Source organism: Pseudomonas sp. KK18 (assembly GCF_037094675.1).
Taxonomy (GTDB): domain Bacteria; phylum Pseudomonadota; class Gammaproteobacteria; order Pseudomonadales; family Pseudomonadaceae; genus Aquipseudomonas.
The window spans coordinates 6,889,855-6,905,403 of the sequence record NZ_CP146605.1 but is presented as its reverse complement, the minus strand read 5'-3'; the positions used below and the strand labels follow the sequence as shown (position 1 = coordinate 6,905,403).

General features: G+C 61.9%; 16 protein-coding genes. 9 read left to right on the top strand and 7 right to left on the bottom strand.

Translation table 11 applies throughout. From position 1 onward, the window contains the following. Positions 1-20: 20 nt before the first annotated feature. The 8 genes from pepP to gcvH all read left to right on the top strand — a co-directional run bounded on the left by pepP (position 21) and on the right by gcvH (position 8,820). A complete protein-coding gene (gene pepP / locus V6607_RS31490; RefSeq protein WP_134327504.1) occupies positions 21-1,343 on the top strand; it encodes a Xaa-Pro aminopeptidase in 1,323 nt (440 codons plus the stop codon). Beyond that, positions 1,340-2,527, top strand: coding sequence for a 2-octaprenyl-6-methoxyphenyl hydroxylase (ubiH, locus tag V6607_RS31485; RefSeq protein ID WP_134327503.1), 1,188 nt, complete (start codon positions 1,340-1,342; stop codon positions 2,525-2,527). Before pepP ends, ubiH begins: the two co-directional genes overlap by 4 nt. Then, the gene (locus tag V6607_RS31480; RefSeq protein WP_003213946.1) at positions 2,520-3,005 is read left to right on the top strand and encodes a DUF4442 domain-containing protein; all 486 of its coding nucleotides are present in this window, start codon (positions 2,520-2,522) and stop codon (positions 3,003-3,005) included. The genes ubiH and V6607_RS31480 overlap by 8 nt, the downstream gene beginning before the upstream one ends. 9 nt (positions 3,006-3,014) lie before the next feature. Next, positions 3,015-4,232: a 2-octaprenyl-3-methyl-6-methoxy-1,4-benzoquinol hydroxylase gene (locus tag V6607_RS31475; RefSeq protein ID WP_162835188.1), complete on the top strand. Its 1,218-nt coding sequence runs from the start codon at positions 3,015-3,017 to the stop codon at positions 4,230-4,232. A 95-nt stretch (positions 4,233-4,327) separates the two neighbouring features. Next, positions 4,328-5,332 carry an extracellular solute-binding protein gene (locus V6607_RS31470; RefSeq protein ID WP_008438892.1) on the top strand — a complete coding sequence of 335 codons (1,005 nt, stop codon included), beginning with the start codon at positions 4,328-4,330 and terminating at the stop codon, positions 5,330-5,332. Between the two features lie 197 nt (positions 5,333-5,529). Continuing rightward, on the top strand, positions 5,530-7,146 hold the full coding sequence (locus V6607_RS31465) for an iron ABC transporter permease (RefSeq protein ID WP_134327502.1): 1,617 nt from the start codon (positions 5,530-5,532) through the stop codon (positions 7,144-7,146). Between the two features lie 156 nt (positions 7,147-7,302). Next, a complete protein-coding gene (gene gcvT / locus V6607_RS31460; RefSeq protein ID WP_003213938.1) occupies positions 7,303-8,385 on the top strand; it encodes a glycine cleavage system aminomethyltransferase GcvT in 1,083 nt (360 codons plus the stop codon). Between the two features lie 51 nt (positions 8,386-8,436). Next, complete coding sequence (gene gcvH / locus V6607_RS31455; RefSeq protein ID WP_008438893.1) at positions 8,437-8,820, top strand: glycine cleavage system protein GcvH; 384 nt, start codon at positions 8,437-8,439, stop codon at positions 8,818-8,820. Between the two features lie 39 nt (positions 8,821-8,859). Here the strand turns inward: gcvH and V6607_RS31450 are convergent, their stop codons facing one another. The 7 genes from V6607_RS31450 to V6607_RS31420 all read right to left on the bottom strand — a co-directional run bounded on the left by V6607_RS31450 (position 8,860) and on the right by V6607_RS31420 (position 14,940). Then, complete coding sequence (locus tag V6607_RS31450; RefSeq protein WP_134327501.1) at positions 8,860-10,002, bottom strand: DegT/DnrJ/EryC1/StrS aminotransferase family protein; 1,143 nt, start codon at positions 10,000-10,002, stop codon at positions 8,860-8,862. 158 nt (positions 10,003-10,160) lie between these two features. Further along, complete coding sequence (locus V6607_RS31445) at positions 10,161-10,832, bottom strand: outer membrane beta-barrel protein (RefSeq protein ID WP_008438895.1); 672 nt, start codon at positions 10,830-10,832, stop codon at positions 10,161-10,163. A gap of 160 nt (positions 10,833-10,992) precedes the next feature. Then, positions 10,993-11,310 carry a DUF2388 domain-containing protein gene (locus V6607_RS31440; RefSeq protein ID WP_008438896.1) on the bottom strand — a complete coding sequence of 106 codons (318 nt, stop codon included), beginning with the start codon at positions 11,308-11,310 and terminating at the stop codon, positions 10,993-10,995. Between the two features lie 69 nt (positions 11,311-11,379). Continuing rightward, a complete protein-coding gene (locus V6607_RS31435) occupies positions 11,380-11,826 on the bottom strand; it encodes an NfeD family protein (RefSeq protein WP_008438897.1) in 447 nt (148 codons plus the stop codon). A 10-nt stretch (positions 11,827-11,836) separates the two neighbouring features. After that, entirely contained in the window at positions 11,837-12,757 is a 921-nt protein-coding gene (locus V6607_RS31430; protein ID WP_003213925.1) for an SPFH domain-containing protein, read from the bottom strand. A 56-nt stretch (positions 12,758-12,813) separates the two neighbouring features. Further along, positions 12,814-14,517, bottom strand: coding sequence for a GspE/PulE family protein (locus V6607_RS31425; RefSeq protein ID WP_134327500.1), 1,704 nt, complete (start codon positions 14,515-14,517; stop codon positions 12,814-12,816). Between the two features lie 84 nt (positions 14,518-14,601). Continuing rightward, the gene (locus V6607_RS31420; protein WP_102604088.1) at positions 14,602-14,940 is read right to left on the bottom strand and encodes a hypothetical protein; all 339 of its coding nucleotides are present in this window, start codon (positions 14,938-14,940) and stop codon (positions 14,602-14,604) included. Positions 14,941-15,067: 127 nt separating this feature from the next. Between V6607_RS31420 and V6607_RS31415 the strand changes: the two genes are divergently transcribed. Then, positions 15,068-15,538, top strand: coding sequence for an Lrp/AsnC family transcriptional regulator (locus tag V6607_RS31415; RefSeq protein ID WP_087693276.1), 471 nt, complete (start codon positions 15,068-15,070; stop codon positions 15,536-15,538). Positions 15,539-15,549 lie beyond the last annotated feature (11 nt).

Here is a 15,549-nt window from a genome sequence, read left to right as displayed (position 1 = left end):
GAAAGGAAGCCCATCTGCCCATGATCCATATCCCCAAAGCGGAATACACCCGGCGCCGCAAGGCGCTCATGGCGCAGATGGAACCCAACAGCATCGCCATCCTGCCGGCGGCTGCGGTAGCCATCCGCAACCGTGACGTCGAGCACGTCTACCGCCAGGACAGCGACTTCCAGTACCTGAGCGGCTTCCCCGAACCGGAAGCGGTGATTGTGCTGATGCCCGGCCGCCAACACGGCGAGTACGTGCTGTTCTGCCGCGAACGCAACGCCGAGCGCGAACTGTGGGACGGCCTGCGAGCGGGCACCGAAGGCGCGATCCGCGATTTTGGCGCCGATGACGCCTTCCCGATTACCGATATCGACGACATCCTGCCCGGCCTGATCGAAGGCCGTGACCGAGTGTATTCGGCCATGGGCAGCAATGCCGAATTCGACCGGCACCTGATGGAGTGGATCAACGTGATCCGCTCCAAAGCGCACCTCGGCGCCCAGCCACCGAACGAATTTGTTGCCCTGGATCATCTGCTTCACGACATGCGCCTGTATAAATCGGCGGCAGAAGTGAAGGTGATGCGCGAGGCGGCACGGATTTCCTGCGCGGCCCATGTACGGGCGATGCAGGCCAGCCGCGCCGGGTTGCATGAGTTCAGCCTGGAAGCGGAGCTCGACTACGAGTTTCGCAAGGGCGGGGCGAAGATGCCGGCCTATGGTTCCATCGTCGCCTCGGGGCGCAACAGCTGCATCCTGCATTACCAGCAGAATGACGCGCTGCTCAAGGACGGCGACCTGGTGCTGATCGACGCCGGCTGCGAGATCGACTGCTACGCCAGCGACATCACCCGCACCTGGCCGGTGAGCGGCAAGTTTTCCGCCGAGCAGAAGGCGATTTATGAAATCGTGCTGGCTTCCCAGGAAGCCGCCTTTGCCGAAATCGCCCCGAACAAGCATTGGAACCAGGCCCACGAGGCGACGGTGCAAGTGATCACTGCCGGGTTGGTGAAGCTGGGATTGTTGCAGGGTGACGTCGACGAACTGATCGCCAGTGAAGCCTATAAAGCCTTCTACATGCACCGCGCCGGCCACTGGCTGGGGATGGATGTGCACGATGTCGGCGAATACAAGGTCGGCGGCGAGTGGCGGGTGCTGGAAGTCGGCATGGCACTGACCGTGGAGCCGGGGATTTACATCTCGCCGGACAACCAGAACGTGGCGAAGAAATGGCGTGGCATTGGCGTACGCATCGAGGACGACGTGGTGGTGACCAAGCAAGGCTGTGAAATTCTGACCGGTGGCGTGCCCAAGTCCGTCGCCGAGATCGAAGCATTGATGGCGAGCGCCCGATGAGCCGGGTCAACCTGGCGATTATCGGCGGCGGCCTGGTGGGTGCCAGCCTCGCATTGGCCTTGCAGGCCGGGGCCAAGGCCCGGGGCTGGAAGATCGTGCTGATCGAGCCGTTTGCCCCCGGCGACAGCTACCAGCCGAGCTATGACGCGCGTTCTTCAGCGCTGTCCTTTGGCGCGCGGCAGATCTATCAACGGTTGGGCGTGTGGCAGGAAATCTCTCGCCGCGCCGAGCCGATCAAACAGATTCATGTGTCGGACCGTGGCCGCTTCTCTACCGCGCGCCTGTCGGCCATGGAAGAGGGTGTGCCGGCGCTTGGCTACGTGGTGGAAAACGCCTGGCTGGGCCAATGCCTGTGGCAAGGGCTGGACAAGGACGTGGTCAGTTGGCGTTGCCCGGCGGAAGTTACGCGCATGGAGCCGCTTGCCGATGGCTACCGCTTGACCCTCAATGACGAAACCGTGCTGGAGTGCGACCTCGCGGTGCTGGCCGATGGCGGTCGCTCAGGTTTGCGCGAGCAACTGGGCATCGGCGTTAAAAAGCGGCCGTACAACCAGAGCGCGCTGATCGCCAACATCACCCCAAGCGAGGCCCACAACGGCGAGGCGTTCGAGCGGTTCACCGACGAAGGCCCGATGGCCTTGCTGCCGTTGCCGGACAACCGCTGCGCGCTGGTCTGGACCCGCGTCGGCATGGACGCCAAGCGCCTGGCCGATCTGGACGAACGCAGCTTCCTGAGTGAACTGCAGGGCGTGTTCGGCTACCGCCTGGGCACCCTCAAGCAAGTCGGTGCGCGCCACCTGTACCCGCTGACGCTCGTGGAAGCGGAAGAACAAGTGCGCTCTCATCTGGCCGTACTTGGCAATGCCGCCCACAGCCTGCACCCGATTGCCGGTCAGGGCTTCAACCTGTCCCTGCGGGATGCCTACGCGTTGGCCGAGGCGCTGCTGGCCGGGCCGGCGATTCCGGGCGACCTGGCGACACTGCAGGCGTACCGCGAGCGTCAGCGCATGGACCAGAAGCTCACCGTCGGCTTCTCCGATCAGGTCACCCGCCTGTTTGGCAGTGCGCAACCGTTGGTCGCGCTGGGCCGCAACATGGGCTTGCTGGGCCTCGACTTGCTGCCGCCGGCCAAGCGCTGGTTCGCGCGCCAGGCCATGGGCCTGGGCACCCGTCCCGATGCGTGAGTGGCTGACCCGACGCCTGGGCAAGGCGCGGCTGTTGCGCTGGATCATGACCCTGTACCCGCCGTACCTCGGGGCCGGAGTTCGGGTGTTGCACATCGGCAGCGATTTCCGCGAGGTCAAGGTGCGCATGGGCCTGGGCTGGTACAACCGCAACTACGTCGGCACGCAGTTTGGCGGCAGCCTGTATTCGATGGTCGACCCGTTCTACATGCTGATGCTGATGGAGAACCTGGGCCGCGACTACATTGTCTGGGACAAGGCTGCCGCTATCGACTTTATCTCGCCGGGCAAAGGCCCGGTGTTCGCCGAATTTTCCATCGACCAAGCGTTGCTGGACGAGATTCGCCAGCACACCGCCAGCGGCGACAAGTATTTACCGCAGCTCAAGGTACAGATTCATGACGGCTCCGGCACCCTGGTGGCGCGGGTCGACAAAACCCTTTACGTGCGGCGCAAGCTGCAATCGAGACAGGCTTAAAGCATGGACATGCGCGCAGATGTGCTGATTGTCGGGGCCGGAATGGTCGGAAGCGCCCTGGCGCTGGCGTTGCAGGGCAGTGGCCTGCAGGTGCTGCTGCTCGACGGCAGCCCGCTGAGCGTCAAGCCGTTCGACCCTCATGCTGCGTTCGAACCGCGGGTGAGCGCCTTGTCGGCCGCCAGCCAGCGCATCCTCGAGCGCCTTGGCGTGTGGGACGGGATTGTCGAGCGACGTGCCAGCCCGTACGGCGAGATGCAGGTGTGGGACGGCAGCGGCACCGGGCAGATCCACTTCTCGGCGGCCAGCGTGCATGCCGAGGTGCTGGGGCATATCGTCGAAAACCGTGTGGTCCAGGACGCCTTGCTCGACCGCCTGCACGACTGCGACCTCGGCCTGCTGGCCAATGCTCGCCTGGAACAGATGCGCCGCTCCGGCGATGACTGGCTGCTGACCCTCGCCGATGGCCGCACCTTGCGCGCGCCACTGGTGGTCGCGGCGGACGGTGCCAACTCGGCAGTACGTCGCCTGACCGGCACCGCTACCCGTGAGTGGGATTATTTGCACAACGCCATCGTCACCAGTGTGCGCAGCAGCCAGGTGCATCAAAAGACGGCCTGGCAGCGTTTTACCGACAATGGCCCGCTGGCATTCCTGCCGCTGGTGCGGGACGGGCAGGAAGACTGGTGTTCGATTGTCTGGTCGACCACCCCGAGTGAGTCCGAGCGCTTGATGGCGCTGGACGATGAAAGCTTCTGCCGTGAACTGGAAAATGCCTTCGAAGGCCGCCTGGGCAGCGTGATAAGCGCCGATCCACGGCTGTGCGTGCCGTTGCGTCAGCGCCACGCCAAACGTTACGTGGCCGAAGGCCTGGCATTGATTGGCGACGCGGCCCACGTCATTCATCCGCTGGCGGGGCAGGGCGTGAACCTGGGCTTCCTCGATGCGGCGGTGCTGGCCGAGGTGCTGCTGGCGGCCAACGAGCGCGGCGAGCGCCTGGCGGATGTGAAGGTGCTCAGCCGTTACGAGCGTCGGCGCATGCCGCACAACCTGGCGCTGATGGCGGCGATGGAAGGCTTTGAGCGGTTGTTCCAGGCCGATCAACTGCCGTTGCGCTGGCTGCGTAATGCAGGGCTGAAGGTGGTTGAGCAGATGCCGGAGGCCAAGGCGTTGTTTGTGCGTCAGGCATTGGGTTTGACCGGGGATTTGCCGGAGCTGGCCAAGGCCTGAGTACGCTGTGCAACATCTGGTAACGGCTCCGTTGAGCGTTACCAAATGTGAGTCCTTATCATTTGCGCTCTTTTTGCAAATGAGAGACCGCACCCATGCTGGCACCCAAGCGCCTCCTGACTGCCCTGGCACTCACTCTTATCGGCAGCACCACCGTGCAGGCGGCCGATGAGGTCGTGGTCTACTCCTCGCGCATCGACGAACTGATCAAGCCGGTGTTCGACGCCTACACCAAGAAGACCGGCGTGCAGGTGAAGTTCATCACCGACAAGGAAGCGCCGCTGATGCAGCGCATCAAGGCCGAAGGTGAAAACGCCACCGCCGACCTGCTGCTCACCGTCGACGCCGGCAACCTCTGGCAGGCCGAGCAGATGGGCATCCTGCAGCCGTTCACCTCTGCGGTGATCGACAAGAATATTCCCCTTCAATACCGTTCTTCGGCCCATGCCTGGACCGGCCTGAGCCTGCGAGCGCGGACCATCGCCTACTCCACCGATCGCGTGAAACCGGGCGACCTGACCACCTACGAAGCCCTGGCCGACAAGCAGTGGGAAGGCCGCCTGTGCCTGCGCACCGCGAAGAAGGTCTACAACCAGTCGCTGACCGCCACCCTGATCGAAACCCACGGCGCGGCCAAGACCGAAGAAATCGTCAAGGGCTGGGTCAACAACCTGTCCACCGACGTGTTCTCCGATGACATTGCCGTGCTGGAAGCGATCAACGCCGGGCAGTGTGACGTGGGCATCGTGAACACCTACTACTACGGCCGCCTGCACAAGCAGAAGCCGGACCTGGCGGTGAAGTTGTTCTGGCCGAACCAGGGCGACCGCGGGGTGCACGTCAACCTGTCGGGCATCGGCCTGACCAAGCATGCACCGCACCCGGAAGCAGCCAAGGCGCTGGTGGAGTGGATGACCACGCCGGAAGCGCAGAAGATCTTTGCGGATGTGAACCAGGAATTCCCGGCCAACCCGGCGGTGCCGCCGTCGGCGGAAGTGGCGACCTGGGGCAAGTTTGTAGCTGACACATTGCCGGTGGAAGTGGCGGGCAAGCGTCAGGCTGAGGCGATTCGCTTGATGGATCGCGCGGGCTGGAACTAGATACAATTTGCAAGGCGCCGCCGATCTAAATGTGGGGGCGGGCTTGTGTGGGAGCGCGCTTGCTCGCGAAGAGGGTGTATCAGTCACATATGCGTTGACTGACACGCCGCTTTCGCGAGCAAGCCCGCTCCCACACAAGCCCGCTCCCACATTGGTTAGCGCTGGCTTCAAGCTATTCATTCTCTGAGAATTAACCTTTGGCCCATCCCGCCCAACGCCGCTGGTACCTGCCGGTCTTCACCGTCGCCGCCCTGGTGCTGCTGCCGTTGAGCGTGCTGTTGCTGTCGTGGCAGACCATCGACCACCAGATCTGGTCCCACCTGTGGGAAACCCAGATGCCACGTCTGCTGGGCAACACCTTGACCCTGGTGCTGGGCGTCGGTGTGGGCGTCACGCTGCTGGGCGTCAGCCTGGCCTGGCTGACCAGCCTCTGCGAATTCCCCGGCCGGCGCTGGCTGGACTGGGCGTTGATGCTGCCCTTCGCGATTCCCGCCTATGTGCTCGCCTTCGTCTTCGTCGGCCTGCTGGACTTCTCCGGCCCGGTGCAAACCCTGCTGCGCGAATGGTTTGGTACAGGCTTGCGCCTGCCGCGTGTGCGCTCGACGAGCGGTGTGATCATCGTGCTGGTGCTGGTATTCTACCCCTACGTTTATCTGCTGGCACGCACCGCGTTCCTCGCCCAGGGCAAAGGCCTGATGGAAGCGGCGCGAGTCTTGGGGCAGTCGCCGTGGCAAGCGTTCTGGCGGGTGGCCCTGCCCATGGCGCGTCCCGCCATCGGTGCGGGCGTGGCCCTTGCGCTGATGGAAACCCTGGCGGATTTCGGCGCCGTCTCGGTGTTCAACTTCGACACCTTTACCACCGCCATCTACAAGACCTGGTACGGCTTTTTCAGCCTCTCCAGTGCCGCGCAACTGGCCAGCCTGTTGCTGTTGGTGGTGATGCTGGTGCTGTACGGCGAACGCCGTGCCCGGGGCGCCAGCCGGCCGACCAATGAGCGACCTCGCGGCAAGGCGCTTTACCACCTGCGCGGCTTCAAGGCTGCGGCGGCCAGTGGTTGGTGCGGATTGGTGTTCGCCTGCGCGTTCGTGATCCCGATGCTGCAACTGGTGGCCTGGTTCTGGCAGCGTGGCCGTTTCGACCTGGACGAGCGCTACGCCGGTTTGATCGTCCATACCCTGTACCTGGGCGGTATGGCTGCCCTGATCACCGTCAGCGTGGCCCTGGTGCTCGCGTTCGCCCATCGCCTGGCGCCCACCCGGGCCATCCGCTCCGGCATCAGCCTGGCCAACGTAGGCTACGCGCTGCCCGGCTCGGTACTGGCGGTGTCGATCATGCTGGCGTTCAGCTACCTGGATCGTGAACTGGTGATCCCGGTCTCCGGCTGGCTGGGGGGCGCCGGCAAACCGCTGTTACTGGGCAGTTTGTCGGCCTTGCTGCTGGCGTATCTGGTGCGCTTCATTGCGGTGGCCTACGGGCCGCTGGAAAACAGCCTGGCGCGAATCCGTCCGTCCTTGCCGGAAGCCGCCCGCAGTCTTGGGGTCAGCGGGCCGCGACTGTTTTGCAAAGTGTATCTGCCACTTTTGCTGCCGGGCACCCTGAGCGCGGCGCTGCTGGTGTTTGTCGATGTGCTCAAGGAAATGCCGGCGACCCTGCTGATGCGCCCGTTCGGCTGGGACACGCTGGCGGTGCGGATTTTCGAGATGACCAGCGAAGGGGAGTGGGCGCGGGCTTCGCTGCCGGCCCTGACCCTGGTATTGGTGGGGCTGTTACCGGTCATCGGGTTGATCCGACGTTCGGCGCGACGAATCGGTTAGGTGCCAGTCCTACGGCTTGAGGCTACAATGCGCGGCATTCGGTGCGGTCGATCTTTCAGATCGGGTTGCTGAACGCGGCTACAGGCCTTGTATTTCAAGGCGTGCGGCCCGAACGGCGACCGTCCGCACCTTCGCCACGCCCGGAAGGAGAAACCCATGGGACAGCGCACGCCTCTGTATGACCTGCATCTCGCCCTTGGCGCGAAAATGGTCGATTTTGGCGGTTGGGATATGCCTTTGCACTATGGCTCGCAGGTTGAGGAGCACCATCAGGTGCGACGCGACTGCGGGGTGTTTGATGTATCCCATATGACCGTGATCGATATCACAGGCCCCCAGGCCAAGGAATGGCTCCAGCATTTGCTGGCCAATGATGTTGACCGATTGCACGGCTGCGGCCGCGCGTTATACAGCGCCATGCTCAACGAGCAGGGCGGCGTGGTGGACGACATGATCGTCTACCGTACCGAGGGCGGTTACCGGCTGGTGGTCAACGCCGCCACCCGTGACCAGGACATGGCCTGGATGCAGGCTCGGCTCGGCAGCTATCAGGCCCAGCTCCGCGAGCGGCCCGAATTGGCCATGCTCGCCATTCAAGGCCCCCATGCCCGGCAAAAGATCGCTGAACTGGTTACCCAGTCCCGCGCCACCCTGATCCATCAGCTCAAGCCCTTTGAAGGCCTGGCTGACGGCGACTGGTTTATCGCGCGCACCGGTTACACCGGCGAAGACGGTCTTGAAATTGTCCTGCCGGCCGATCAGGCCCCGGCGTTCTTCAACGACCTGGTAGGCGCAGGCATTTCGCCCATCGGCCTCGGCGCCCGCGACACGCTGCGCCTCGAGGCCGGCATGAACCTCTACGGTCAGGATATTCATCAGGACGTTTCGCCCCTGGCAGCCAACATGGCCTGGAGCATCGCCTGGGAGCCGGCCGAGCGGGATTTCATCGGCCGCGCCGCCCTGGAAGCCGAAAAGGCTGCGGGTGTGAAGTCCAAGCTGGTCGGCCTGGTGCTGGAAGAGCGCGGGGTTTTACGCGCTCACCAGGTGGTTCGTATCGCCAATGTTGGCGAAGGAGAGATCACCAGTGGTAGTTTCTCTCCTACGCTAAGCAAATCCATTGCCCTGGCGCGTGTGCCGTCGGCGACTGCTGACCGGGCCGAGGTGGAAATCCGCGGCAAGTGGTACCCGGTTCGGGTGGTCAAACCGACGTTCGTGCGCCATGGCAAAACATTGATCTAACTTTTCCGGCGGGCCAATGGCCGCTGACATTTTTCCTTGAGGACACAGACTATGAGCGATATCCCTGCCGACCTGCGTTTTGCCGAAAGTCACGAATGGGCCCGTCTGGAAGCTGACGGCACCGTGACCGTCGGGATCTCGGACCATGCCCAGGAAGCATTGGGGGATGTAGTGTTCGTTGAGTTGACCGAAGTCGGCAACGTATTTGAGGCGACTCAGCAGGCGGGCGTAGTTGAATCGGTTAAGGCCGCTTCAGATATCTACTCGCCAATTGCTGGCGAAGTGATCGCGGTGAACGACGCCTTGAGCGGCGAGCCAGAGCTGTTGAACTCCGACCCTTACGGCGCCTGGATCTTCAAGCTCAAGCCAAGCAACTCGGCTGAGCTGGACAAGCTGCTGGACGCTGCCGGTTACAAGGCTGCCATCGGCGAGTGATCCCGCTGCGGGAGCCGGCAACCGGCTCCCGCAAAGGTTTTATCCGCGCTTCAATACCGCTTTGACCGCCGCTACCGAACGCTCTACATCCGCCTTCGTCATCGCCGTGAACATCGGCAACGACACAATCAAACGCCCGACTTTTTCCGCTACCGGGAACATGCCTTCCTTGAATCCCTGCGCCTTGTACAAGCTCAGCAGGTGGATCGGCGGGTAGTGATAGCCAATGCCGACGCCGTGGGCCTGCATCTGCTCCATGAACGTTGCGCGCGCCGGCAACCCGTCCTGGCGCTCCGGCAGTACCAGCTGGAACAGGTGCCAGTTGCTGTTTTCGAAGTCTGCCGGTGGCAATTGCGCGCCGTACTTTTCTTCGAAATCACTGCCGAAGCATTCGAAATAGTGCCGTGCCAGTTCCTGGCGATGGGCAGTGATCTTCTCGATGTGGGCAAATTGGCCCAGGCCGATGGCCGCTGCGATGTCGGTCATATTGAACTTGCCGCCGAGTACATCCACGTCCAGGCCGTCGAAGCCGGTGCGGGTCACGCCCTGCAGGCGATATTTTTCCGCCAGGCGCGCTTCTTCAGCGTTGTTCAATACCAGGCAGCCGCCTTCGGACGAGGTGATGTTCTTGTTCGCCTGGAAGCTGAACGATACGAAATCGCCGGTAGCGCCAATGCGTTGGCCATCCCAGCTGGAACCCAGGGCCTGGGCTGCATCTTCGACGATGCGCAGGTTGTACTTGTTGGCCAGCGCGTAGAGCAATGGCATGTCCAGTGGCAGGCCCGCCAGGTATACCGGGATGATTGCCTTGGTGCGCGGTGTGATCGCGGCTTCCACCTTGGCCAGGTCGATATTGCGGGTCACCGGGTCGATGTCGGCGAACACCGGTGTGGCACCGACTTCCAGAATCACGTTGGCCGTGGCTACCCACGAAATCGGGGTGGTGATGACTTCGTCACCAGGCCCGATACCGGCGATGCGCAAGGCAATCTCCATGGTGCAGGTGCCCGAGTTGAAGGTACGCACCGGGCGCCCCCCAAAATATTCCGACAACTGCGCCTCGAACGCCTGCACTTTCGGCCCGCTGGTGATCCAGCCGGAGCGCAGTACGTCGCCTACCGCCGAGATGGTGGCTTCATCAATGGTGGGCTTGGAGAACGGCAGAAAGGGCAGTTGGCTCATGACGTTGAAGGCATCCGTTTCAGAAGGCGATGAGAAAAAAGCATATCAATGCCGGGCATGGTTGCACGGCTCGACTGAATATAGCCTGTCGTCTGTGAATGAATCGTCCCGCCTGAAACAAAAAATGCCGCCTCGGGAGCGGCATTTCAGCATCGGTGTCAGAAGGCAACGCGTGCCTCAAGAAACACGTTCTGCTCTTTGAGCTTGCCTTTGAGCTGTTCGTCCCGGGCGTTTATCCGATTGGCGAACGTGTTGTAGCCGGTCTCGATCCCGCCCATGTCCACGTAACGCCAGCCGGTACCCAGGGTCAGGGTTTCGCTGACCTTGGCATCCAGCCCCAGGCCAACGCTGTAGGCGAAGTTGTATTGGCGATTGCTGGCGAAACGGCGGGTGTCGTTGGTCTGGTAACCCTCGGCGTCAACCTGGGCCACGCCGACTCCCGCCATACCGTAGAACGACAGCCATTCATTGATCGGGATGTTTTTATAACCGTTGAGCATCAGGCGCTGGCTGTCGGTGCGCAGGCTGTTGACGTTGGCATTGAACGGTGCCCAATGGGATTTGAAGGTCGAGTGGCTGGGCATCGTGTATTCCCCCTCCAGGCGCCAGCCATCGGCAAAGGCATAGCCCACGGCGAATGAGCCGGTGAAAGTCTTGCTGCTGTCGGGGGCTTCTACCCGGTGGGTTACGCGTGGGCTGGTCAGCAGTGAGCTTGAGAGATTCTGCCGGGCGCTGTTGAGCTTTGCCGACCCGTACCAGCTTTCTGCCTGGGCATAAGGCGTGGCAACCGCGGCGAGCAGCAGGGCGTAGGAGAGTTTTTGCATGGTCATCGATTCACTCAGTCTGAAGGGAATCGATAGCTTGTTGCCGGGCGCGCCTGCAACTCGACAGGACTTTTCCTGTTCAGATGCGGAATCGCCAGCGTCTGGCGTAGGAAATCAGGGCAAAAAAATGCCGCTCTCGAGGAACGGCATTTTTTATGCGGCGGTATTACTCGGAAGCAATGGCGTTTTTTGCCAGGATAGCGTTCGCCAGGTCCATATCCGTGGCCTTGAGGCCAGGGTTATCGGCGCGGACTTTCTGCATCGCAGCTTCCAGGTATGGGCCACGGATGTTGCCGTCACTGGCGACGAAGCTACCGGCGTCGTCTTGGGCGGCGACTACCATTTTGTGGTCCTTGAAGGTCAGGTACGTCGAGCCGGTCGTGGCACCCGATGAGATGACATTACGCCAGAAGCTGTCGGCCATGGCTGAACCGACAGGAAGGGAAAGCACAGCGAGGGTTGCGACAGCATATTTTAGACGCATGATGGGTGACTCCGACTGGGTTATCTGAACAGTTTGATTGTAGATAGCCCAGCCGAGTTCCATGGATGACTAAACAGTTTCAACCTGCAAAATCACGCCTTCCTGACCAATGACACGTACGTGTGCCCCAGCCGGCGCGTCCGGCCCGGATGCCATCCACACACCGTCACCCACCTTGATCTTGCCACGGCCCTCGACGATGGCCTGATGCACCACAAAGGTGCGACCGATCAGCTCGGAGCCGCGCATGTTCAGCCCCGGCTGGTCGCTGACCTTGGCGCTGCTGCGCTGGCGTCGCCACCAGTACACCGCCGTGAGGATCGACAGCACGGCGAACAGCAGCAGTTGCCACTCCAGCCCCAGGCTCGGCACCAGGAACTTGATCACGCCCACGGCTGCCGCGGCGATGCCCATCCACAGCAGATAACCACCGGCACCGAACACTTCAAGGATCAACAGCACCGTGCCCAGTGCCAGCCAGTCCCAAAACGACAGGTGCTGCAGGAATTCCCACATGGTGCGTGCCTCAGGCTTTCTTGTTGTCGAAGGTTGCCTTGACGATTTCGCCGATGCCGCCGACTGCGCCAATCACCTGGCTGGCTTCCAGCGGCATCAGGATCACCTTGCTGTTGTTGGCCGAGGCCAGCTTGCCCAGTGCGTCGATGTATTTCTGGGCGACGAAGTAGTTGATGGCCTGCACGTTACCGGTGGCGATGGCTTCCGATACCACTTGAGTGGCGCGGGCTTCGGCCTCGGCCTGACGTTCGCGGGCTTCGGATTCCAGGAAGGCGGCCTGACGACCACCTTCGGCCTCCAGGATCTGCGCCTGCTTCTTGCCTTCGGCGGTCAGGATCGCGGAGGCTCGCAGGCCTTCGGCCTCGAGGATCTGCGCACGCTTGATCCGCTCGGCCTTCATCTGGCCGGACATGGCGGCCATCAGGTCGGCAGGCGGGCTGATGTCCTTGATCTCGATCCGGGTGATCTTGATGCCCCACGGTGCGGTGGCTTCGTCGACGGTGCGCAGCAGTTTTTCGTTGATGCCGTCACGCTGGCTGAGCATCGCATCCAGCTCCATGGAGCCGAGCACGGTACGGATGTTGGTTTGCAACAGGTTGCGGATGGCGTGTTCGAGGTTGTTCACCTCGTAGGCAGCCTGGGCGGTATTGACCACCTGGAAGAAGCACACGGCGTCGATCTGCACCGTGGCGTTGTCAGCGGTGATGACTTCCTGGGGTGGGATATCCAGCACGCTTTCCATCACGTTGATCTTGCGACCGATGCGGTCCATGACCGGAATGATGATGTTCAGGCCGGGCTTGAGGGTGTTGGTGTAGCGGCCGAAGCGCTCGACTGTCCACTGGTAACCCTGCGGGACCACCTTGAAACCCATGAAGAGGATGGCGACGGCCAAGCCTACAAAAAGAAGCAGTACGGTTCCGATCTGCATAACGATTCCTTGTCTGGTGACGGTGAAGCGAGGTTTTTCCGATTGTAACGGTGTTGTCACGGATAAGGACGGATTACCGCGCCATCGATCAAAGGATTTGTTTCTGAATCCCCAGGCGTCACTCGCAGTACCTCTTCAAGTGTTGTCAGTCCTGCCATTACCTTGCGCATACCGGCGGACCGCAAGCTGCACATTCCCTGGTCAAGGGCCGCCAGACGCAGGGCCTGGAGGTCGGTGCCCGGGCTGACCAGGGCCTTGAGGCGATCGTTCATCAGCATGATCTCGTAGACCCCGGCTCGACCCCGATAGCCACTTTCCCGGCACTCGCCGCAACCCACTGCCTGATGGACCTGCCCGGCTTGCCGCTTGCAGTGCGGGCACAACAGCCTGACCAGGCGCTGGGCCATCACCCCCAGCAGCGTGGCATTGATCAGGTAATGGGGAATGCCCAGTTCCAGCAAGCGGCTGATGGCGCCGGGCGCATCGTTGGTGTGCAACGTCGACAGCACCAGATGCCCGGTCAGGGCGGCCTGGATCGCATTTTCTGCGGTTTCCAGGTCGCGAATCTCGCCGATCATGATGATGTCCGGGTCCTGGCGCATCAGGGCGCGGATGCCGCTGGCGAAGGTCAGGTCGATGTTGTGCTGCACCTGCATCTGGTTGAAGGCCGGCTCCACCATCTCGATCGGGTCTTCGACGGTGCACAGGTTGACCTCGCGAGTGGCCAATTGCTTGAGCGTGGTGTACAGCGTGCTGGTCTTGCCGGAACCGGTAGGGCCGGTGACCAGGATGATGCCGTTGGCCTGGCCGGTCATGGATTGCCAGCGTTGCAGATCGTCGCTGGAAAGTCCCAGTTGCTGGAAATCCTTGTGCAGCACCTGCGGGTCAAAAATTCGCATCACCAGCTTTTCGCCGAAGGCTATGGGCAAGGTCGACAGGCGCAGCTCCACTTCCCCGCCCGTGGGGCTTTTGGTCTTCACCCGGCCGTCCTGGGGTTTGCGTTTTTCCGCCACGTTCATCCGGCCCAGGCTTTTCAGGCGGCTGACCACCGCCATCGTCACCTGGGATGGGAATTGATAGACGTCATGCAGCAGCCCGTCGATGCGAAAACGCACGCGCCCCTGATCGCGTCCGGGTTCGATATGGATATCACTGGCCCGCTGGCCAAAGGCGTACTGCAACAGCCAGTCGACGATATTGACGATGTGCGCGTCGTTGGCGTCGGGCTCCTGGTCGCTGGCGCCGAGATTGAGCAGTTGTTCGATATTCGGCGCGCCGGAGGTTTTTTGATCAATGGCGCCGCTGACCGATTTCGCCAGTCGGTAAAACTCCACGGTGCAGCGCTGAATCTCCTGGGGATTGGCCAGCACCCGCTTGATGGAGCGCTTCAACACCTGAGCCAGGCCGGCTTCCCAACTGCACACGTAAGGCTGAGCACTGGCGACGGTAACGCTGTGGGCGTCGACCGCAACGGCCAGGATCTTGTGGCGCTGGGCAAAGGCATAGGACATCAGCGGCACCACCGCCGCGACGTCGATTTTCAACGGGTCGATACGCAGGTAGGGCTGGCCGCAGTGGCGGGCGAGCCATTCGGTCAGCATTTCCAGAGACGGCCCCTGGCTGGCAATGCATTCCAGGGGATGCAGCCCACTGTTCGCCGGTAGGGCCAGGTCGGCGGGCACCAGGCCCTGGTCGATCAGGGCAGGCAACAACTGATGGATTTCCAGCCAGCGATCCTGGGGATTTGGCGCAACGGACATGGTGACGTTCCTGGGCAACGATTAGGCGTAGTCCTCAGGCTAGTCACCCTTTGCGCTTCGGCCTCCGGAGTTTATTGCAGGCATTTACTGAGCTGCCGCCTGGACCGCCAGAGGCCGCGCAGCATCTGCCGGGCGCAGCTCCAGCGAGCACACACTGATCAGGTTACGAAGTTTTTCGCCGATCACCTGGGCCCGGTGCCAGCTCAGGCCATCCATCACGATATCGATCGCCAGCAGGTCGTCTTCACGCTGCACGCTCACCTGACGTGGCACCAGGAACTGCAGGGCAAAATAGTTGAGCACCCGGCACAACACGTCGGGTTCAGCCTCGGCGAGGATTTGATAGTGCGCCTGGCAGTGGGCATTGCTGACGGCCCAGGCGTCAACGCGTTGGGCGGGGTGGGAGGCTTCGACGACGTGCATGATGATTCTCCGGATTCGACTGGAGAAATTTTTGCATTCGTCGCGGGAGATTTCTTATCTAAAACAGCCTGTATTGGCTTATAAGAGAATCATGTAATTCTTTAAATCATGATTAATGGGTATTTCTATGCACGCTGAATTGGACGTGTACGACCGGCGCATTCTCGCGCTGCTGCAGGAAGACGCTTCGCTCTCCAGCGCGCAGATCGCCGAACAGGTCGGCCTGTCGCAGTCGCCGTGCTGGCGCCGGATTCAGCGGCTGAAAGAGGAGGGTGTGATTCGCGGCCAGGTCACCCTGCTGGATCGCAAGAAAATCGGCCTTAATACGCAGATTTTTGCCGAGGTGAAACTCAACGCCCACGGCCGTTCCAACTTCACTGAATTCACCGAGGCGATTCGCGGTTTTCCGGAAGTGCTGGAATGTTATGTGCTGATGGGGGCGGTGGACTTTTTACTGCGGATCGTCACGTCGGACATCGAGGCGTATGAGCGGTTTTTCTTTGAGAAGCTGTCGATGGTGCCGGGGATTCAGGAGGTCAACTCGATAGTGGCCTTGTCGGAGATCAAGTCCACCACGAGTTTGCCGGTGTTGCGCTGATAGTTGCCATG